We start from the raw sequence: 19,658 nt of genomic DNA on the forward strand, positions 1-19,658 counted from the left end.
ACCGCCGCCCGCCGTCTAGGAAAAACCCGATGTATCCGCGCAGCTTGTGGCTTTTTGGTCCCTTATCTCAGAGCCATTTCCGCAGCGGCACCCAATCGCAGCAAGGCATTGTCCTGATCAGGAGCGGCAAGCAACATCAAACCACAGCTTGGCGTGCCTGTAGGCAGCGTGAGGCTGCATAGACCCAACAAATTACCGATGCGCGTATTGCGTAGCGCCATGAGGTTTTCAGACGCATAATAATCAGGATCCGCGTTCAACCGCTCCAGATTGGGCGGCAACACCGCCGATGAAGGCGCGAGTATCGCGTCATACCCAGCCGTGGCGTGATCATAGGCCAAACGCGCGGCGTCAAGCTTCGCCCATGCCGATACATATTCAGGACCGGAAAAACCGCGACCAAGCCGGAAACGCCGCAGGATTTCTGCAAACATTCTCTCGGGCGCTGCTTCGATCACGTCCATCCATAGGCCGTAGGCCTCGGACGTAATAAGAGGGCCGGAAATATCCAGCGCCTGTTGGGCGGCTGGGACTTCGATCCTATCAATCACCGCACCTGCTGCTTCCAGTTTTGCGACCGCGTTTACAAATGCTTTCTTTGGCGCATCGCGCAATCCATCCATCATCACCGTGTCCAGAATAGCGAAACGCCGCCCCTTCAGGGATGCGCCCCGCAAATCAGGCGATTTGCTGCCCTCCATGGCGGCGGTAAGCAGGGCTGCATCCTCAACAGAACGACACAGCGGGCCGATAGTGTCGAATTTCAGCGCTAGCGGCACAACACCTTCAAGGCTAAGCCGACCGTGCGTGGTCTTAAGACCAACCAGATCGTTCCAAGCTGCAGGAATACGCACAGAGCCACCCGTATCAGAGCCTATGCTTGCTGCGGCTAAACCGAAAGCGACCGAAGCGGCAGAGCCGGAGGACGATCCGCCTGGCACCGCGTCAGGATCATTCACGCAAGGCGGTGTGGCGGTCGAAGGATTGTACCCCAGACCAGAGAAAGCGAGCTCGCTCATGTGGACCTTACCAAGGCAGACGAGCCCGGCGGCGGTCGCATTCTGTAGCACCAGCGCGTCACGTTCCGGGACCCGTCCCTCCAAAAGCTTGGAGCCAGCCTCCGTCCCGACACCCGCACTGTCAAAAAGATCTTTCCAGCTGATCGGCACACCATCAAGCGGTGAGAGACGCCGCCCGGATCGCGCGCGCGCCGACGCTGCCGCCGCTTCGGAGCGTGCGCGATCCGCCGTAACACGTGCGTAAATTCTGTCGCGAAGAGGATGTTCCTCAATCGCCTTCAGATAGGTATCGCACAGCGTGAGTGGATCAATTTCGCCTGCCGCGATGCCACGTCCAAGGTCAGCGGCGGTCATACCGAGCCAGTCTTGCATTTCGCACTCCTTATCTGTTTGGTCGTGACGGTAGCGGCGCTTGGGCGCATGGACAATCCCCCCGTGACAGCCATATTGAGCGATATGAAATTTGATACAGATATCGCGATTGTCGGCGGCGGACTTAACGGCCCTGCCCTTGCCCTTGCTCTGGCGTCGAGTGGCCTGAAAGTCACCGTCATTGACGCGCTTCCGAAAGCGCCGCGAAAGGCTGACGACTTTGACGGGCGATCGTACGCATTGGCGCTCACGTCAGTCCGGCTGCTCGAAAGTATCGGGCTATGGGAAGCAGTTGCAGACAACGCCCAGCCTATGCTGGAGATCAAGGTAACAGATGGACGCGCCGGTGAAGGAACTTCGCCCTTCTTCATGCACTTTGATCACGCGGAAATCGAAGAAGGCCCAATGGGCCATATGGTCGAAGACCGCCACCTGCGTCGCGCCCTGATGGACGCGGTAGATGCAAACAGCCATATCGAGGTTCTGAATAGCACAGAAGTGACAGCACAAGATGCCGACTTAACGGGCATCACACTAACACTTGCGTCGGGCAAACAACTGCGGGCACGGCTGTGCGTCGGGGCGGATGGACGGACATCAGGCACAGCGGAACGTGCAGGTATCAAAAGGACGGGATGGGCATACGGCCAGACCGCCCTTGTCTGTGCTGTTGCCCATGAAATGCCCCACAGCGGAATCGCGCATCAGTTCTTCATGCCCCCCGGCCCCCTTGCAATCTTGCCACTCACCGGCAACCGCAGCTCGATCGTCTGGTCCGAAAGCACCGAGAACGCCGCGCGCATACATGCACTGGATGATGAAGCTTATCTAGAAGTCCTGCGCCCACGCTTTGGTGACTTTCTGGGAGATATCACACTTGCCGGAGCACGCTACACCTATCCCCTGAACCTATCGCTCGCGCATGAGATGGTGGCACCTCGCGTGGCGCTCGTAGGTGACAGCGCCCACGGCGTACACCCCATCGCCGGCCAAGGTCTGAATGCCGGTTTTCGCGATATTGCAGCACTTAGCGAGGTTATCGTGGATGCACAGCGGCGTGGTGAAGATTTCGGTTCCGGCGTTGCGATGGCGCGCTATCAGGAATGGCGTCGCTTTGATAACGCCTCTCTTGCGCTTGCCACTGACAGCTTCAACCGCTTGTTTTCAAACGACAACACGTTCGTTCGTATGGCACGCGATATTGGAATGGGAATCATCAGCGCACTACCCGGCTTGCGGCGGACTTTCATACGCGAGGCGGCTGGACTGAATGGTGATTTGCCACGACTAATGCGCGGCCTGCCCCTTTAGAGCCTGATCAGTCAAGCACGCGCGCTTCGTCAATTAACATGACAGGAATACCGTTCCGGATCGGATAGGCTAACCCTGCGCTTTTTGACACCAGCTCCTGACGATCTGCGTCATAGCTTAGCGTTTCGTGACTGCGCGGGCAGATCAACGCCTCAAGCATCCGGCGATCAAACTCTACGACGGTATCGCTCATTGCATCAACTCACTGTCTCCGCCCCCGCGCAGGGCATATTCTATCAAGGTAACCAACGTCTCCCGCCGCGTACTGAGAGAGGGAGCTTCGAGCAGAGCCTGCTTATCTTCAGGTTCGAAATCAAGCATCATCGAGAGTGAATTGATCAGCAGCTCATCGTCAGCATCTTTGAGCGTTTCCCAATCGGCCGACAATCCGCGTTCGTCAAAGTAGCGGCCCAACGCGTCGAGAAATGTCTTACGCTTGAAACCCGCATCTGTTTCTTCGCTTTGAAGATCCAGATCAAACCCCTCCCAAGAAACTTCGCAGCGGCGATAGGGGGTGAAACCCTCAACTTCCTTGACCACGCGGTAGCGGGATATTCCGGCTAGGGTTACCATATACCGGCCATCCTCTGTTTCAGAGAACTGTGTGATCCGTCCGGCACAGCCTATCGTATGAAGGCCCGGACCTTCACGGCCCGGCACAACGTTTGGCTGGACCATCCCGATCAGACGGGTGGACGTTTTCAACGCATCCTCGATCATCTGCAGATAACGCGGCTCAAAGATATGGAGCGGCAGTCGGGCACGAGGCAACAGCAATGCTCCGCCCAGCGGGAAGATCGGGATCGTGTCAGGCAGATCAGTGTGTTTTATCATATGCTGGAACTAGCGCGACAACCGCTTCAGGCAAATATCATCGAACTCAATTTGCGGCGACCGTTCAAGACTACGGGATCATTGGCTTTTAGCGCGTCGAAGATTGTGAAAAGCTGGGTTTTGGCAGCACTGTCATTCCATTCGCGATCGCGTTTGAACAATTCCAGAAGCTGGTTCACCGCGCCCTCTGCATCGCCATTCGCATACAGCGCCTGAGCAAGATCAAATCTCGCCTGAAGGTTCGCTTCATCAGCCTCTACAGCAGCAGTCAGCTCGGCTACGGGGCCTGCGTCCGCAGCCTGTCGCGCCAGCTCCAGCTGTGCGTGTGCTGCTTCCAATTCTGGCGCTTTGGAGATTTCGATGGGCGCGCCATTCAGCAAGCCTTCGGCCTGATCCAGATCACCCAATGCAATGTGGGCGCGAACAAGCCCACCATAAGCGCCTGCATGAAGAGGATCTTCTCCCAAAATCGCCGCAAATGTTTGTGCCGCGTCGTCTGCCTGACCTTCGCCCAGCATTTCTTCGGCAGCCTCTACGGCGTCATTGAGCGTATCTGTCGGCGACTCACCGCCAGCAGATTTGATTACACGATCCACAAAAGCGATGATTTCCGACTGCGGAACAGCACCCTGAAAACCGTCAACAGGTTGTCCTTTCCAGAATGCATAAACTGTCGGGATCGACTGGATTTGCAACTGGCCCGCAATCGCCTGCGCCTCATCCACGTTGATTTTTACCATCTTCACAGCACCCTTGGCCGCGGTCACAGCCGCCTCCAACTGGGGGCCAAGTGTTTTGCAGGGGCCGCACCAAGGCGCCCAGAAATCGACAATAATCGGCGTGGTTTGAGATGCCTCAACTACATCCGCCATAAACGTGGCTTCTGTACCATCCTTGATCAGGTCGGCGGCGGGGGCGGCTGCGGTCAGGTTAATATCCATCATGTCATCGGTCCTATTGTGCAATACTTGGCGGTTGGAACTTATATGTGGCCTCAGCCAGCAGTTTCAAAGAGCCTTAGCTTTAAAGATCAAAAGTTGCAAAAACGGGTGCGTGGTCGGACGGCTTTTCCCAGCCTCTTGCACTACGCAAAACGCGGCTTCCGTGTGCGGCAGATGAGATATCCGGAGTTGCCCAGACGTGGTCCAACCTGCGCCCCTTGTCCGCCTGATCCCAATCTTTGGCACGGTAGCTCCACCAGCTATAGAGCAGTCCATCGGGGATGTCCTGACGTGTGATATCAACCCACCTCCCAGAATCCTGCGTCTGCGCCAGCGCTTCAACCTCTACCGGAGTGTGGCTAACGACTTTGAGCAGTTTCTTGTGGTCCCAAACGTCATCTTCACGTGGGGCGATATTCAGATCGCCCACCAGAATAGATTTCTTTGGCGCTTCTGCGTGGAAAAAATCGCGCATCTGCGTCAGATAATCCATCTTTTGGCCGAATTTTTCATTCACCTCGCGGTCTGCGACATCGCCACCCGCAGGGACATAAAAGTTGTGAACCGTTACACCATTTGGCAGCTTGGCAGCCACGTGCCGCGCGTGACCCAGCTGGGCAAAGTCATGCGCACCCGCAGGCTCAAGCGGCAGCTTGGATAGGATCGCCACGCCGTTGTACCCCTTTTGCCCTTCGGCAATCATGTGGGTGTAGCCAAGTGCGCTGAACGCCTCCATCGGAATTTTGTCGACCGGGCTTTTACATTCTTGCAGACACAGAACATCAGGACCCTCTTCGGCCAATAGCTTGCAAACGATAGGCTCTCGCAGACGGACCGAGTTGATGTTCCAGGTGGCAAGGGTGAAAGACATGGGTGGGCTCCGGAGTTGTGTTGCCGCACACTAACGCCTGAAAGAGCGGTCAACCACCACAAACAAGGCAAAAAAAGACCGGGCTCAAAGGCCCGGCCAAGTCCAACAGGGAGGAAAAGCAGCAATCGTCCCGGCCGCTTAGCTTCGGGTTCAAACAGACGGGAAACTCATGAAAAAAGACCGCCTCTTGTTTTAATAACACCAAGTCGTAAAAAAAGTTCCTACACCTAAACCATTAAACGATATCCGCCTGATTCCGTGACCAGCAGGCGGGCATTTGATGGATCAGGCTCGATCTTTTGACGCAGACGGTAAATGTGGGTTTCCAACGTATGCGTGGTCACACCAGCATTGTAGCCCCAAACCTCATGCAGCAGGACCTCACGCGGCACGACACCCTCCGAAGACCGGTGCAGGAATTTCAGAATGTTCGTTTCCTTTTCCGTCAGCCGCACCTTTTTATCATCTTCGGTGATCAGCATCTTCATGGATGGCTTGAACGTGTATGGCCCCAACTGGAAAATCGCATCTTCGGACTGTTCGTGCGTACGCAATTGGCTGCGAATCCGCGCCAGCAATACTGGGAACTTGAACGGCTTGGCGACGTAATCATTGGCACCGGCATCCAGACCCAAAATTGTGTCAGCGTCGCCATCGTGTCCGGTCAACATCATTATCGGGCTTTTGATCCCCTGTTTGCGCAGCAGGCGGCACAGCTCGCGACCATCGGTATCGGGCAACCCAACATCAAGGATGAGCAAATCGTAAATCATTTCTTTTGCACGGCTCATGGCGTCTGCGCCATTTGCAGCTTCGAAAACGTCGAAGTCCTCTGTCATGATCAACTGTTCGCTCAGCGCTTCGCGCAAGTCGTCATCGTCGTCTACCAGAAGAATTTTCTTGAGCTGTGCCATAAGTTGTCTCCGTTGCTTTGCATAAAGATATGGACGCTGCGTCAATCAACAAGGGCATGCATCGTTTCCTCACGGTGCCGTGTCACATTAGCGGTCAAATGTTTCAATTCCGATGGTCATGGCCTAGATATCTTTCAACTGATCTTATGAGTTGTAACAATCGCCATGACATTCACACCCGATGTTACTGAAATGTTGGCCCGCGCGCGGGCTGATTTGCGCATGGGCGTGCCCGTTGTACTGGGCGACGTGCTGGTGCTTGCGACAGAAACTCTGACCGCACAGCGACTTTCGGATGTACTGGCGCTGGATGCGCAGCCTGTTTTAGCGATCACAGCGCGACGTGCGCAGACGTTGAAGGCACACGCCTATGACGGTGATCTTGCGCGGATCATCCTGCCACGTGACGCAACGCTTGCGTGGGTTCAAAGCGTGGCAGACCCAGCCGACGATTTACGCGCCCCCATGAAGGGACCGCTCGCGGCGATGCGAGAGGGTGGTGCGAGTGATTACAGTACTGCGCTGAATCTAGTGAAGTCGGCGCGTTTGTTGCCCGCCGCGTTGATTGTTCCACTTGCCGACAGCGCAGGCTTTGCCGCAACCCATGCGTTGACGCGGGTCAATGGTGCTGCCGCAGCATCCCATCTCAATACCCGCAGCCCACTTCATTCCGTGGTCCACGCACGGCTGCCAATGGAGGTGTCCGAGGCTGGCCGCCTGCATGTTTTCCGCCCCGAAGACGGGGGCGAAGAGCATTACGCGATTGAAATCGGGCGACCGGACCGCAGCGCGCCTGTTCTATGCAGGCTCCATTCCGCGTGCTTCACGGGCGACCTGATGGGCAGCCTTAAATGTGATTGTGGTCCACAACTGCGCGCTGCTTTGGCGCAGATGGGAGCAGAGGGTCATGGCGTGTTGCTTTACCTGAACCAAGAAGGACGCGGGATCGGCCTAGCCAACAAAATGCGCGCATATTCACTTCAAGATCAAGGATTTGACACTGTTGAGGCCAATCACAGATTAGGTTTCGAGGACGACGAGAGAGACTTCCGGCTTGGGGCTGATATTCTCAAGGAGATGGGTTTCTCATCCGTCCGGCTTCTGACCAATAACCCCCGCAAAGTTGATATGATGAACCAGTGCGGCGTTACCGTAGTCGAACGCGTACCGCTTGCTGTAGGGGAAAACAGGCACAATGCAGCTTATCTGGCGACGAAGGCTGCGAAATCTGGCCACCTGCTGTGATGACCGCTGACGATATGGTGCTGACCCCTCAAGGGTTACGGTTTCAGGGGCAGCTTTGGCCCTGCACGATCGGGAAAGGCGGCATATCCGATCGCAAGCGCGAGGGTGATGGCGCCACGCCGCGCGGGATTCACCGGATTGTGGGTATGCTCTATCGGCCCGACAGAATCGCGCGCCCCACAAGTTGGGCGAAGCCGATCGGCCCGCAGGACCTCTGGTCAGATGATCCCTCTGATGTAGACTACAACATGATGGTCTGCGCACCCTATCCACATAGCCATGAGCGATTGCGCCGCGCGGACCCGCTGTATGATCTGGTGATTCTCACGGATTGGAACTGGCCCTACGCCGTGCGGGGCCGCGGATCAGCCATTTTCATCCACCAATGGCGGCGGCCCGGTTTCCCGACTGAAGGATGCGTCGCGTTTTCACGGGAAAACCTGCACGCGATCGCCCGACAAATCCGCTACAGCACACGCCTGATCGTTCCGTAGAATCAACCTCCTGCGACACGCTCTCCGAAAATGGCAGAGCCGATACGGACATGCGTCGCGCCAAATGTGATCGCCTTTTCGAAGTCGCTGCTCATCCCCATGGATAGACCTGTCAGGCCATTTCGGGCAGCAATCTTTGCCAACAGGGCAAAGTGCAATGACGGTTCCTCGTTTACAGGTGGAATGCACATCAGGCCGTGCACAGGCAGGTCAAGCGCCTGACATTCTGCGATAAATCCATCTGCCTCAGACGGAATCACCCCCGCTTTCTGATCCTCTTCGCCAGTGTTGACCTGAATGAACAAGCCTGGGCAGCGCCCCATCTCTTGTGCAAGACGCGCGATTGTATTTGCCAACTTGGGGCGATCTAGCGTGTGAATGAAATCTGCCAGCTCCATCGCCTGCCGTGCCTTATTGGTTTGAAGCGGCCCGATAAGGTGAAGCTCGACTCCGTCAAAGTTTTCGCGGAAGGCAGGCCATTTGCCTGCCGCTTCCTGCACTTTGTTTTCGCCAAAAACGCGGTGCCCCTCTTTCAGGACAGCCTCGACTCTTTCGTTGGGCTGAACCTTGCTGACCGCAATAAGCGATACAGACCCAGCAGGGCGGCCTGCGGCGGCTTCGGCTTTGGCAATTTTATCGGTAATGGTGTGCAGTGTCATATCGGCCTCCTGTATCGGCCCTAAAGATAACAGCATTGCACAAAAGAAAAGGGGCAGACCGAAGTCTGCCCCAAATCACTTAGGTAATTTCGTTCAACTTAGAAGTTGAAGCGAACACCCATGTCAACCAGTGTCTCGTCACCGACGGAACCGCCTGTGGAAACACCGCCACGGAGAGACGTGCCGCCACCCATGTCGTGGTTGAAGTCGATACCGAATGCGGTGTCGTCCCAGTAGTCAGCGTCTGCAACGTAAACTTCTACGTTTGTTGCTGCGCCTACGTCGAAGCGACCTGCCAGAACGATGTGATCACCGCCGAGGCCTGTTGCATCGTCGTCGCCGTTTTTGGCATATGCCAGTGTAACGTCTGCGATACCGAAGGAACCAGCAACGGATGCTGCGAACTCTGTGTCATAGTCGTAGTCGGAGTCCTGAGCAGCCAAAGCGAATGTCCAGCCGTTCCATGTGTACGCGGCGTGTGCTGCGATACGGTCGTCTGTGTCAGACGCGGATACGTGTACGGAGAAATCGCCGAAGGAGTACAGCAATTCAACGCCGTTGTCGCCGCCATTGCCCAGACCGCCGGAAGCGTACGCATCGCCACGGAAGTTAAAGGCTGTGTAGTCGTAGTTGTGACCGGTCAGACCAAGATCGATTGGGTACATGCCAGGCATGAATTCCAGAGCGCCGTAGATGTTGCCAACGCCGACTTCCAGACCACCGGAACGTGCGAAGTAACGAACGCCGTTGAACTGTGGGCGTGCGCCGTTTGCTGCGTCACGCTCTTCGCCTTCGAGGCGAACACGTGCACCGATTGTTACGCCAGCGTCGGATTCTGCTGTCGCGTCAATCTGCATACGGAAACGGCTTGTCAGGTCTGTTGAGCTGTCGCCGGTGCCATCGTCAGATTGGTATACGATACCAAAACGGCCGTAGCCGGAGAATGTAACGTCTGCTGCTGCAACTGAAGCTGTGGCGACCAGAGCTGTTGTTGCGAAGAGAACTTTTTTCATGAGTTTTCCCTCGGTTTGAATTCTAAAGGACCCGACCGGGGAATTCCGATCTAGGTATGAGCTTCTTTTGCGCCGCACCTCAGCTTTTGGCAAGCAAACCCAACAGCCCTGACGCAAAGTGGTCAATGATGGTGCAGCTTTGCCACAGTCACAAATGTGGCCCATGGCTCAATTCTTTACGCAGAGCCCTCTGAACCCACTACACACTATACTACATAGACCTTGCCCAGATGGGCCTGCTTGGGTATTGCATAGCAAAACGGTATAAAGGGTGGCAGATATGGGGCGCATGAAAGCTCGGAACATTGCAGCGTTTGCGATTTTGTGCGGGACCGTAGCGGCCTGCGGCTTTGGCCGCCCTGCGACCGAAAAGCCTGCCTACTATAATAACCAGAACATTCCCAGCAACGTCGAGACAAACCCGGACAATACCATCTGGTCCTTGTTCAACAAGAAAAGCTCTGAAAGCACGGTTCTGGTGAACAAGTATCTCTGGAGCGCATCGCTCGAAGTACTCAGCTTTTTGCCTGTGCAGTCAGTTGATCCGTTTACCGGCGTGATCGTGACCGGCTACGGCACTCCGCCCGGCGGCGGACGTTCGTACCGTGCGACTGTGTTGATTGATGATCCTGCCCTTGATGCCCGCTCTCTTCATCTTGCGCTGCAATCGCGCGGGGGATCAGTAAGCGCGGCAACCAGCCGCGCTGTCGAAGACGCGATCCTGTCGCGTGCACGCGAGATGCGTATCGCTGACAATAAACTCTGACAGCCCAAATTCTTTGTTCTATCTTCCAGCGCCGGGCCTTGTGATTACCACACGTCCGGCGTTCTTGCGTAAAAAGGCCCGCCTCCCATGACTTCCCAGACCCGATATACCCCCTCCGAGATCGAAGCCCGCTGGCAAGCTGCCTGGGAGACTTCTGAAATCTTCAAGGCGGTTCGTTCTGCCGACAAGCCGAAATATTATGTGTTGGAAATGTTCCCTTATCCATCAGGGCGCATCCACATGGGACACGTGCGCAACTACACGCTGGGTGATGTGATCGCGCGGTATAAGCTGGCGAAGGGTTTTAACGTCCTGCATCCGATGGGCTGGGATTCGTTCGGACTGGCGGCTGAAAACGCAGCCATGCAAAAGGGTATCCACCCCGGTGAATGGACGTATCAGAACATCGAAGACATGAAAAACCAGATGAAGCCGCTGGGCTTTTCGCTGGATTGGTCGCGTGAGATCGCGACATGCCATCCGGATTACTACCAGCACCAGCAGGCTATGTTCATCGACATGATCGAAGCCGGGCTGATTTACCGTAAGAATGCGGTGGTCAACTGGGACCCCGTAGATATGACAGTGCTTGCGAACGAGCAGGTCGAACAGGGTCGCGGCTGGCGCTCTGGCGCCTTGGTTGAACGGCGCGAGCTGACGCAGTGGTTCTTCAAGATATCCGATTACTCGGACGAGCTGCTGACCGCGCTGGACCGGCTGGAAAACTGGCCTGCAAAAGTGCGCCTGATGCAGGAAAACTGGATTGGCAAGTCGCGCGGCCTGCAATTTGCGTTCTCGACCATCAACGCACCAGACGGACATGACCGGATCGAAGTCTACACGACTCGCCCTGACACACTGCTTGGTGCAAGTTTTGTCGGCATCTCGCCCGACCACCCGATCGCCAAACTGTTGGAACGTGATAACCCCGAGATCGCTGACTTTACGGCCGAATGTCGCAAAGGCGGCACCACGGAAGAAGCCATTGAGACCGGCGAAAAGCTGGGCATGGATACCGGAATTCGCGTGCGGCACCCGTTCGACACGTCGCAAGAGCTGCCGGTCTACATCGCCAACTTCATCCTGATGGAATACGGCACTGGCGCAATTTTTGGCTGTCCTGCCCATGATGCGCGCGATTTTGAGTTCGCGACCAAATACGACCTTCCCATCATTTCGACCTTCCTGCCATCCGAGGACAGCGCGGATAAGCTGGAAGAGCCCTTTGTCCCGCAGAAAACGGAAAAAGTGTTCTACAACCGCGGCTTTGCTGGAGAGACGTGGCAAACGGGCCTCGAAGCTATCGATTCCGCCATCAGCTTTTGCGAATCCCAAGGCGTTGGTCAGGGCGTAACCAAATTCCGCTTGCGGGATTGGGGCTTGTCGCGTCAGCGGTATTGGGGCTGTCCGATCCCTGTTGTGCATTGTGATGATTGCGGCGTCGTTCCCGAAAAGAAAGAAAACCTGCCAGTCAAACTGCCCGAAGATGTCACATTCGACATTCCCGGCAACCCGCTTGACCGCCATACCGAATGGCGCACAACGCCCTGCCCGGCCTGCGGAAAATCGGCGCTGCGTGAAACCGACACGATGGACACATTCGTCGATTCGTCTTGGTACTATGCGCGCTTTACCGCACCACATGCCGATACGCCCACTGTCATGGAAGACGCCGAATACTGGATGAACGTTGACCAGTACATCGGCGGGGTTGAGCACGCGATCCTGCACCTCCTTTATGCCCGGTTCTTTGCCCGCGCGATGCACATCACCGGACATCTGCCCGAATCGGCGATTGAGCCCTTCGATGCGCTGTTTACGCAGGGGATGGTGACCCATGCCATTTACACCTCGGAAGGGCCGGACGGGCGCCCCGTCTACCACTACCCCGAGGAAGTGGAATTGAAGGGTGACAAGGCATTCCTCAAAGACGGTGGCACTGAGGTCAAAATCATTCCATCTGCCAAAATGTCCAAGTCCAAGAACAACGTTGTAGACCCGCTGAGCATTATCTCTGACTTCGGCGCCGATACAGCACGCTGGTTCGTTCTCAGCGATTCGCCCCCCGAGCGGGATGTGGAATGGACAGCCTCTGGCGCGGAAGCCGCCTATAAACACCTGTCCCGCGTATGGAACATATCGGATCGGGTTGCCGCGATGAGTGATGGAGCCACCGGCGAAGGTGACGATGATCTGCTGCGTCAGATGCACAAAGCCATCCACGACGTGACAATGGCTATCGATTCCTTTGGGTTTAACGCCGCGATCGCCAAGCTTTATGGTTTCACCGCGACACTGCAAAAATCCAAAGCGTCCAAAGCTGCCCAACGTGAGGCCGTGATGACGCTGGCGAAACTGATGTCTCCAATGACACCACACCTGTCAGAAGACATCTGGGCCACGCAAGGCGGCGAAGGCCTGATCGCCAAGTCCCCTTGGCCTTTTGCTGATGCGGCAATGCTCAAGGACGATACAGTCACTCTGCCTATTCAGGTAAACGGCAAGCGTCGCGGAGAAATCGACGTGCCCGCCGACATGCCAAAGGACGAAGTTGAAAAGCTGGCCCTTGCCCATGAGGCTGTGATCCGTATCCTCGACGGCGGAACACCCAAGAAGGTGATCGTCGTGCCCGGGCGGATTGTGAATGTCGTTGTATAGCCGCAGAACCCTGCTTGCCCTGCCGCTGGCGCTAGCCGCCTGCGGCTTCTCACCGGTGTACGGGCCGGAGGGGTCCGGTACAAAATTGCACGGTCAGGTTCTGGTGCAGGAACCCTCCACACAAGCAGGCTATCTGCTGACCCGTCATCTTGAGACACGGCTGGGTCGCAGCGGTACAGAGCCACGCTATGCACTTGATCTGGCGATTGCCACGGACGAAGACGGCCTTGCCATCAACTCGGCCGGCGACACGACGCGCTTTAACCTGACCGGTCAGGTGGCCTATTCACTGCGCGATAGCGCCAACGGCACCATTGTGACATCCGGTACGGTTGAGAATTTCACAGCCTATTCTGCGACTGGTACAACCGTTGCCACACTTGCCGCTGAACGGGACGCTGTGGAGCGTTTGATGGTCATCTTGGGTGACCAGATCACAGCACGGCTTTATGCGGCGGACCTGCCTGCATGAAACTGGGCCGTAGAGATGGTGCAGGAATTGTGGCCAAGCCGCCCAAAGAAAAGCTTGGCTTGCTTCTTTATGGCGGCGATTCCATGCGCGTGGCGCTCAAGCGGCAAGAATACCTGAAAGCTCTGTTGGGTCCCGCAGCGGAAGAGGAAATGCGCCTAAGCCGTATTCCCGCAGGTGATCTGCGGCGCGAACCCGCGCTGCTGATGGACGCGATCAAAGCTGTCGGATTTTTCCCCGGACCGAGCGCCGCTTTTGTTGAAGGCGCGAACGAACTGGTTTCCCAGATCATCGTCGAAACCATGGCTGACTGGCAGCCGGGCGATGCCCAGATTGTTGTTACGGCCGGAGATCTGAAGAAGACTTCAAAACTGCTAAAAGCATTCGAAGGCCACCGCGATGCCTATGCATGGGGTATCTATGATGATCCTCCCGACCGCGCGGAAATTGAACGGCTGTTAAGCGAGGCGCAGTTGCGCGCCGATGGCGGCTCGATGGCGGCGCTGGAAAACCTCGCGCGCAGCCTTGATCCGGGTGATTTCCGTCAGACCCTAGAAAAACTTTCGCTTTATAAGCTGAGCGACCCGAACACGCCGGTAAGCCTTGATGACATCGGCGCCTGTGCACCTGCCTCTGTCGAAGCGGCCGTGGACGATATCCTGAACATTGTGGCAGAGCTGAAATCAACGGAAATCGGACCGCTGATGCGGCGATTGCAAAGTCAGGGCGTGGCACCCGTTACACTAAGCATCATGGCAATGCGTCATTTTCGTACCCTTCACCGCACCGCCTGTAATCCCGGTGCGCCCATTTGGGGTGTGCGCGATCGCGATCGGGTTATGCGCCAGTCGCGCGGTTGGGGCATGGTAAAGCTGGAAACAGCGCTTGGTATCCTGACAGATACGGATCTGCAGCTAAGGTCTGCGGGGCAGACTGCGCCCGCAATGGCAATCATAGAGCGAACATTTATCAGGCTGGCGATGTACGGAGCCAGCTAAACCCCTTTGGAGGATTAGGTTATGTATACGGTAATCGGCAGTGAGAAATCGCGCGCGTTCCGCGTAATGTGGATGCTAGAAGAACTTGGTCAAGAGTATGAAGTGATCCCGGCCGCGCCGCGTTCGGACGAAGCAAAGCAATATAATCCTTCCGGCAAGATCCCCGCGTTGCTGGACGGCGATGAGGTTCTCACCGATTCAGTTGCAATAATGCAGTACCTCGCAGACAAGCACGGGGCATTAACCGCGCCCGCCGGTACGCCTGCAAGGGCACGGCAGGACGCCATGCTATTCTGGCTGATCGACGAATTTGACGCGATACTCTGGGCCGCTGCGAAGCACAGCTTTGTCTTCCCAGAGGAGTTGCGGGTGCCACAAATCAAGGATAGCCTGAAAGCAGAGTTCACGCGCGCTGCGGCTTTACTGTCAGACCGGCTCGAGGCGCCTTTCCTGATGGGAGACGAGATTACAGTCCCCGATCTATTGGCCGTTCACTGCATCAATTGGTCCATCGGTGCCGGTTTCCCGCCGGTTGACGACAAACTGGCAGAATGGGCCTCGGGGATGCGCAAACGCGATGCCTTCAAAGCCGTGCGCGCACGCACTGCTGCTTAAGTTTTTAGTCGGGCCGCTGCATGGTGGCCCGCCCATGCCCCTGTCGCAAGGCATGCAGAGATCAGATAACCACCTGTCGGCGCTTCCCAATCCAGCATTTCACCCGCCACATAGGTGCCGGGCCGCGCCTGTAGCATCAGACCGGCATCACACGCCTCTTGCGTGACACCACCCGCGGTCGAGATCGCCTCATCCATCGGGCGCAGCCCTGCATGGCGCACTGGCAGCGCCTTGACCAGCCGTCCAAGTTCCACCGGATCATTGGGCAAAGGACCGGCCATTTCTTGCAGCAGCGCGATCTTTGCGGGCTCTAATCCAAGTGTTTTGCGTAAATGGTTGGTAAGCGTGGCCTTGCCACGGCGCTTTGCCAGCTTGGCCACAACAGCATCAACATCCAGATCCGGTGCCAGATCAATAGTCAACGGCTGTCCTTCCCGGACACCCCGCGAGACAGAGTAAACCCCGCCACCCTCAATTCCCCTGCGCGAAAGAACAGCCTCACCGCGGGATACATATTGCCCCGCACGAAGCATGATACCTTTGAGCGCTGCACCAAAGTGTTTGTCCATATACGGTGACCATGTCACCGCGATGCCCGCATTGGCGGCAGCGAACGGGGCAAGCGGCACGCCCAGCGCGCCTAATATCCCTGACCACTCCCCGTCAGACCCAAGCCTGCGCCAGCTAGCACCACCCAGCGCCAAGATGGTTGCGTCCGCGCTGATACTTTGCGGGCCTGTCTGCGTCTGAAAGGTCAAAGCACCCGCTTCGTTCCACCCAGTCCAGCGCCAGCGGGTTCTGAATTGCACACCCGCACCTTCCAACCTAGCAAGCCATTTGCGCAGCAACGGCGATGCCTTCATTACTTCAGGAAATACACGGCCCGTGGAACCGATAAACAGCTTCTCCCCCAAACCAGCAGCCCAAGCCTGAACTTCCTCCGGTCCAAAAGCATCGAGCATCGGCGATAACCATGTTGTCCGGTCGGTAAAGCCTGCGCGAAACGCAGCCTCATCCTCCACCTTCGTGATGTTGAGACCCGATTTTCCAGCCATCAGGAACTTGCGCCCCACCGAAGGCTTCGCCTCGCATACGGTCACGGCGATTCCTGCACGTGCCAGAACGTCCGCCGCCATCAGACCAGAGGGACCGCTGCCTATGACAACAGCTTGCTTCACTCGGCAGAAGGCGCAGGCAGGCCACCTTTGATTTCGACAACACGATGTGGATAGGGAATCTCGATCCCGTTGTCTTTCAGCGCATTCCAAATGAGGAACAGCACGTCAGAGGTGTATTTGTTGGGACCGTCATCAAGGCCGTTGACCCAAAACTCGACTGCGAAATCGATCCCGTTGTCGCCGAACCCTCGCAGTTCACAATCCGGAGGATAGGGCAGGTCTAGCACTTCGGGGTGCTTTCCTACGGCGGCTTCGATGATCGCAGGCACCAGATTGATATCGGTGTCATAGCTGACCGAAAAAGGCGCCTCATACCGGTTGGCCGAACCTGAATCAGAGTAGTTTACAACGCGCGTCGTGATGAAATCTTCGTTGGGAACCACAATCCAGCGGCCGTCAAATGTCTCCAGTATTGCCGCGCGGGCGGTCATCTTAACGATTTTGCCTGATTCACCGCCGTCCAGCTCAACGAAATCGCCTACGGTGGCCTGACCTTCGACCAGAAGGATCACACCAGAGATGAAGTTCGATGCGATCTTTTGCAAACCAAAACCAAGACCGACACCAATGGCACCACCGAGCACGGCAAGAGCGCCCAGATTAATCCCCATGACATTCATCAGCACCAGGAAGGCGATACCAAATATCATGAATTCGACCGTTTTGATCAGCAGCTGCCGGATCGACGGACGCATTTCCTGTTTTTCAATCAGCGCGGATGTCTGGCTGTTGGACCATTGCCCCAGCCAGAACAGCAGCGAGCCGGCGATCAAGCCGCGTACGATAGAGATAAGCGAAAAGCGGATGTTCCCCACGCCCACGACAGTTTCCGTCAGTTGCAGCGTGACAATGTCGAGCAAACCGAAGGTATAAAGTGCCGCGATAGGCAACAGCATGAAGCGGCCCAGTAACTTTAGGAACGGATCCTTGAGGATGTCGCGCACGAATGCCCGCACGGCAAGGAACAGGAACACCCGTTTGCCGAAAGCAATCACCGCGCCACTGTCAAAGATCGACCGGACAACCTGTTCACCGATCCCGGTAAGCGCGTAGGCTAGCAGAGGCAGGATCAACGGCAGGAATTGCAGAATGAACAGGCGGGGTGCCGTGAACATGTTCTGCTTGTCGGCAGGATCAATTAACGCCTTAAGCGCGGGCCGAAGGCGGCGCGAGATCAGAACCGCCAGCAGATAGGCCCCAACCAGAATGGCAAACTGCGACCATGCCGCAGGGCTTAACAACCAGCCTAGGGCCAGATCATAGCCTTGCACGGCGTAACCAGCAATTTGCTGCACAATTGGCGGGTATTCCGAAAAGTCGAAATTCATATCAGCGCCCTTGCTTATCTGATTAAACGTACCACCCTCTTGAAGCAGGCACGCAGGAGGATCAAGTGGCGCGAACGCTGGGCACACAGGACGAAAACCCGATTTGCCCTCTTTGCAAGCGGCCAATCCCGCCAGATGTGCCGCAAAGCTTGCATCATCTCATCCCCAAACTAAAGGGCGGCAAAGGCGGCCCGGTGATTTTAATGCATCACATTTGTCATCGCGAAATCCACGCAACCCTGACAGAAGCAGAGCTGGCGCGGGACTACGCCACCCCCGAAGCCCTGCGTGAACATCCCCGATTGGCAAAGTTTGCAGCTTGGGTCAGCAAAAGGCCGCCGTCTTTCCGCTCAAAAGTGCCGGGTGGTCCGCGCAAGCGATAGGACAAGCAGTAAAGCCATGCTAAGAACAGGCAAACAAACACAGGAAGCTTCCATGCGTATCGCCTTTATCCTTTCGTCCCTCTTACTTTTGGCAGCTTGCGATGTGCCCTTCGTCCCGCTGATCTAAGTGATTAGCGGCACATCGCCTTGATACCATGGGCGATGTTTTCGGGTGCCGCGACCGTATCAGCACAAAGTGCATATGCGGTTTCCAGAAGTGAATCCTGTTCAACAATACGGTCAATCAACCCGAATGATAGCGCGTCATCGGCTGTGATCTTTTGTCCGCCCATAAGGATCATCTTGGTGCGCGCAGGGCCAACCAGCGCTTTCATACGTTCCGGATCACTGGGCTGCGGCAGAAAACCGAGCTTCATCACCGGATAAAAGAACTTGGCCTCAGGCACAGCGATGCGCATATCACAGGCCAGGGCCATGCCCGTTGATCCACCCGCCAATGTTCCGTTAAGGGCTGCAATAGTTAGACCGTTCAACGCAACAATTGCTCCGGACAACCGCTCCCACAGGTCAGATACAGCCAGACCCGCGCGGGCGGCGTCCAAATCTGCGCCCGCACTGAAAATCTTGCCGCGTCCGGTCAGGATCACGGCGCGCGCATCACTTGCGCGCTCCATGATTTCGCACAACTCGCGCAACATATCCTCGGTCAGCGAATTCGCCTTTTCCGGACGGTTCAGAGTGACAGTCCAAATGCCGCTGTCTTGGGCCAGTTCAATCATATCAGACCCACCGCGCGTCGGATGTCATCTTCGCGCAGCGAGATTTCCTCGCCGCAATACGCATCAGCCTCTGCACTACACATCCATAGCAGGCACTTTGCCGGCCAGTCCGCAGGGATGTGCACATCCCAGTCCAACTGGCTGACCGCATTGATGCCTGACGCCTTGATCTTGCGCTGCATTTCAGTTGCCACAGTGCCGGGTGACAAACCAATCGCGCGGATGCCGCTGGCAGATTCCTCCAGATGCAGTGAACGGTTGATCATATTGACCGCCGCCTTGGACGCGCAATACGCGCTCCATCCTTCAATCGCGTTATGCGCAGCACCTGAACTGATGGTCAGAACCGATCCGCCCCCGCCTTCTTTCAGAGCAGGCAACGCTGCATGAATCCCATTGAACACACCCTTGACGTTAATATCGATCAGCTGCCCCCATGCGTCAGGATCACACGCACCAAGATTGCTGATGGGATCAACGACGCCGGCGTTGTTGATCAAGACGTCCAATCCGCCAAAAACCTGCACAGCGGTCGCGACGGCGGATGACATTTCACTGTAGCGGGCCACGTTGCACGGAATAGCGATCGCACGTTGGCCAATCTCTCCTGCGAGCGCAGCAATATCGTCCTGCGATCTGGCCAGCAGCACAACATTCGCGCCTGCGTTGGCGAAAACCCGCGCAGCTTCTGCACCAATGCCGCGGCTTGCGCCGGTGATCATCACTGTCTTTGAGGTCATATCCATGGGTATTCTCCCTGTTATTTCAGGTTGCGCCGATTGTTTACCTGATACCTAGCGCGCCCGCGCGTTGGGGGCCAGCCTGCTGCTGCACTCGCGTGGCATCCCCT

At 56.5% G+C, this 19,658-nt stretch carries 21 protein-coding genes; 9 read left to right on the forward strand and 12 right to left on the reverse strand.

The genetic code is table 11. The features are described from left to right. Positions 1–62: 62 nt before the first annotated feature. On the reverse strand, positions 63–1,391 hold the full coding sequence (locus tag K3757_RS17135; RefSeq protein ID WP_259997485.1) for an amidase: 1,329 nt from the start codon (positions 1,389–1,391) through the stop codon (positions 63–65). A 48-nt stretch (positions 1,392–1,439) separates the two neighbouring features. Between K3757_RS17135 and K3757_RS17140 the strand changes: the two genes are divergently transcribed. Further along, positions 1,440–2,702, forward strand: coding sequence for an FAD-dependent monooxygenase (locus K3757_RS17140; protein WP_259997487.1), 1,263 nt, complete (start codon positions 1,440–1,442; stop codon positions 2,700–2,702). Between the two features lie 7 nt (positions 2,703–2,709). On the opposite strand, the gene K3757_RS17145 is transcribed toward K3757_RS17140, so the two are convergent. The 5 genes from K3757_RS17145 to K3757_RS17165 form a co-directional block, all read right to left on the reverse strand. After that, a complete protein-coding gene (locus K3757_RS17145) occupies positions 2,710–2,895 on the reverse strand; it encodes a Trm112 family protein (RefSeq protein WP_259997490.1) in 186 nt (61 codons plus the stop codon). Then, on the reverse strand, positions 2,892–3,536 hold the full coding sequence (locus K3757_RS17150; protein WP_259997493.1) for an LON peptidase substrate-binding domain-containing protein: 645 nt from the start codon (positions 3,534–3,536) through the stop codon (positions 2,892–2,894). Before K3757_RS17150 ends, K3757_RS17145 begins: the two co-directional genes overlap by 4 nt. 26 nt (positions 3,537–3,562) lie before the next feature. Then, entirely contained in the window at positions 3,563–4,480 is a 918-nt protein-coding gene (locus K3757_RS17155) for a co-chaperone YbbN (RefSeq protein WP_259997495.1), read from the reverse strand. A gap of 79 nt (positions 4,481–4,559) precedes the next feature. Further along, entirely contained in the window at positions 4,560–5,348 is a 789-nt protein-coding gene (locus tag K3757_RS17160; RefSeq protein ID WP_259997497.1) for an exodeoxyribonuclease III, read from the reverse strand. Positions 5,349–5,575: 227 nt separating this feature from the next. Then, a complete protein-coding gene (locus tag K3757_RS17165; RefSeq protein WP_259997499.1) occupies positions 5,576–6,262 on the reverse strand; it encodes a response regulator transcription factor in 687 nt (228 codons plus the stop codon). A gap of 165 nt (positions 6,263–6,427) precedes the next feature. Between K3757_RS17165 and ribA the strand changes: the two genes are divergently transcribed. Both ribA and K3757_RS17175 read left to right on the forward strand, forming a co-directional pair. Then, the gene (gene ribA / locus K3757_RS17170) at positions 6,428–7,507 is read left to right on the forward strand and encodes a GTP cyclohydrolase II (RefSeq protein ID WP_259997501.1); all 1,080 of its coding nucleotides are present in this window, start codon (positions 6,428–6,430) and stop codon (positions 7,505–7,507) included. Continuing rightward, a complete protein-coding gene (locus K3757_RS17175; RefSeq protein ID WP_259997503.1) occupies positions 7,507–8,001 on the forward strand; it encodes a L,D-transpeptidase in 495 nt (164 codons plus the stop codon). The genes ribA and K3757_RS17175 overlap by 1 nt, the downstream gene beginning before the upstream one ends. Positions 8,002–8,003: 2 nt before the next feature. Here the strand turns inward: K3757_RS17175 and K3757_RS17180 are convergent, their stop codons facing one another. Together K3757_RS17180 and K3757_RS17185 are read right to left on the reverse strand one after the other, a co-directional pair. Then, entirely contained in the window at positions 8,004–8,660 is a 657-nt protein-coding gene (locus K3757_RS17180) for a YggS family pyridoxal phosphate-dependent enzyme (RefSeq protein WP_259997506.1), read from the reverse strand. A gap of 98 nt (positions 8,661–8,758) precedes the next feature. Beyond that, entirely contained in the window at positions 8,759–9,673 is a 915-nt protein-coding gene (locus K3757_RS17185) for a porin (protein WP_259997508.1), read from the reverse strand. A gap of 289 nt (positions 9,674–9,962) precedes the next feature. On the opposite strand from K3757_RS17185, the gene K3757_RS17190 reads away from it, so the two are divergent. The 5 genes from K3757_RS17190 (at position 9,963) to K3757_RS17210 (ending at position 15,179) form a co-directional block, all read left to right on the forward strand. Continuing rightward, positions 9,963–10,439 carry a DUF3576 domain-containing protein gene (locus K3757_RS17190; protein ID WP_260001310.1) on the forward strand — a complete coding sequence of 159 codons (477 nt, stop codon included), beginning with the start codon at positions 9,963–9,965 and terminating at the stop codon, positions 10,437–10,439. 87 nt (positions 10,440–10,526) lie between these two features. Then, on the forward strand, positions 10,527–13,097 hold the full coding sequence (gene leuS, locus K3757_RS17195) for a leucine--tRNA ligase (RefSeq protein ID WP_259997510.1): 2,571 nt from the start codon (positions 10,527–10,529) through the stop codon (positions 13,095–13,097). Continuing rightward, on the forward strand, positions 13,084–13,569 hold the full coding sequence (gene lptE / locus K3757_RS17200; protein ID WP_259997512.1) for an LPS assembly lipoprotein LptE: 486 nt from the start codon (positions 13,084–13,086) through the stop codon (positions 13,567–13,569). Before leuS ends, lptE begins: the two co-directional genes overlap by 14 nt. After that, positions 13,566–14,564: a DNA polymerase III subunit delta gene (locus K3757_RS17205; protein WP_259997514.1), complete on the forward strand. Its 999-nt coding sequence runs from the start codon at positions 13,566–13,568 to the stop codon at positions 14,562–14,564. Before lptE ends, K3757_RS17205 begins: the two co-directional genes overlap by 4 nt. 21 nt (positions 14,565–14,585) lie before the next feature. Beyond that, positions 14,586–15,179, forward strand: a complete 594-nt coding sequence (locus K3757_RS17210; RefSeq protein WP_259997516.1) for a glutathione S-transferase family protein — start codon at positions 14,586–14,588, stop codon at positions 15,177–15,179. On the opposite strand, the gene K3757_RS17215 is transcribed toward K3757_RS17210, so the two are convergent. Further along, positions 15,176–16,357: a TIGR03862 family flavoprotein gene (locus tag K3757_RS17215; RefSeq protein ID WP_259997518.1), complete on the reverse strand. Its 1,182-nt coding sequence runs from the start codon at positions 16,355–16,357 to the stop codon at positions 15,176–15,178. The two genes, K3757_RS17210 and K3757_RS17215, sit on opposite strands and share 4 nt — an antisense overlap. Beyond that, positions 16,354–17,685 (reverse strand): mechanosensitive ion channel family protein, encoded by a 1,332-nt coding sequence (locus K3757_RS17220; protein WP_259997520.1) that lies wholly within the window; start codon positions 17,683–17,685, stop codon positions 16,354–16,356. The genes K3757_RS17215 and K3757_RS17220 overlap by 4 nt, the downstream gene beginning before the upstream one ends. Positions 17,686–17,750: 65 nt before the next feature. Between K3757_RS17220 and K3757_RS17225 the strand changes: the two genes are divergently transcribed. After that, positions 17,751–18,068 carry an HNH endonuclease gene (locus K3757_RS17225; RefSeq protein WP_259997522.1) on the forward strand — a complete coding sequence of 106 codons (318 nt, stop codon included), beginning with the start codon at positions 17,751–17,753 and terminating at the stop codon, positions 18,066–18,068. A 131-nt stretch (positions 18,069–18,199) separates the two neighbouring features. Here K3757_RS17225 and K3757_RS17230 read toward each other — a convergent pair whose 3' ends face one another. Together K3757_RS17230 and K3757_RS17235 are read right to left on the reverse strand one after the other, a co-directional pair. After that, the gene (locus K3757_RS17230; protein ID WP_259997524.1) at positions 18,200–18,808 is read right to left on the reverse strand and encodes an enoyl-CoA hydratase/isomerase family protein; all 609 of its coding nucleotides are present in this window, start codon (positions 18,806–18,808) and stop codon (positions 18,200–18,202) included. Continuing rightward, entirely contained in the window at positions 18,805–19,554 is a 750-nt protein-coding gene (locus K3757_RS17235; protein ID WP_259997526.1) for an SDR family oxidoreductase, read from the reverse strand. The genes K3757_RS17230 and K3757_RS17235 overlap by 4 nt, the downstream gene beginning before the upstream one ends. Between the last annotated feature and the right edge of the window lie 104 nt (positions 19,555–19,658).

The organism is Sulfitobacter sp. S223, assembly GCF_025143825.1.
GTDB lineage: Bacteria > Pseudomonadota > Alphaproteobacteria > Rhodobacterales > Rhodobacteraceae > Sulfitobacter.